This window comes from Escherichia sp. MR (assembly GCF_005280595.1).
In the GTDB taxonomy this organism is placed as follows: Bacteria; Pseudomonadota; Gammaproteobacteria; order Enterobacterales; family Enterobacteriaceae; genus Escherichia; species Escherichia ruysiae.
Window position 1 is genome coordinate 1 of record NZ_SZVK01000130.1, and the last position, 486, is coordinate 486.

Annotated in this window: 1 protein-coding gene; it reads left to right on the plus strand. The window is 59.1% G+C overall.

Annotation, left to right across the window (positions count from 1 at the left end; genetic code table 11):
• Window positions 1-486: cellulose synthase subunit BcsC-related outer membrane protein (locus FC814_RS22565; protein WP_170967964.1), on the plus strand; the 486-nt coding region annotated here is incomplete at its 5' end.

Consider the following 486-nt stretch of genomic DNA (forward strand, 5'->3'; position numbering starts at 1 on the left):
CGCCGTGTGACCATTGGCCTGAACAATATGATCTGGCATTACGACAAAGACCTGAGTGGGTACTCACTCGGTCAGGGCGGTTACTACAGCCCGCAGGAATACCTGTCGTTTGCCATACCGGTGATGTGGCGTGAGCGGACGGAAAACTGGTCGTGGGAGCTGGGCGCGTCTGGCTCGTGGTCGCATTCGCGCACCAAAACCATGCCGCGTTATCCGCTGATGAACCTGATCCCGACGGACTGGAAAGAGGATGCCGCCAGCCAGACCAACGACGGCGGCAGCAGTCAGGGTTTTGGCTACACGGCGCGGGCGTTACTTGAGCGTCGGGTCACGTCCAACTGGTTTGTCGGCACGGCGATTGATATCCAGCAGGCGAAAGATTATGCGCCAAGCCATTTCCTGCTCTACGTGCGGTATTCCGCCGCCGGATGGCAGGGAGACATGGATTTACCGCCGCAGCCGCTGATACCTTACGCCGACTGGTAA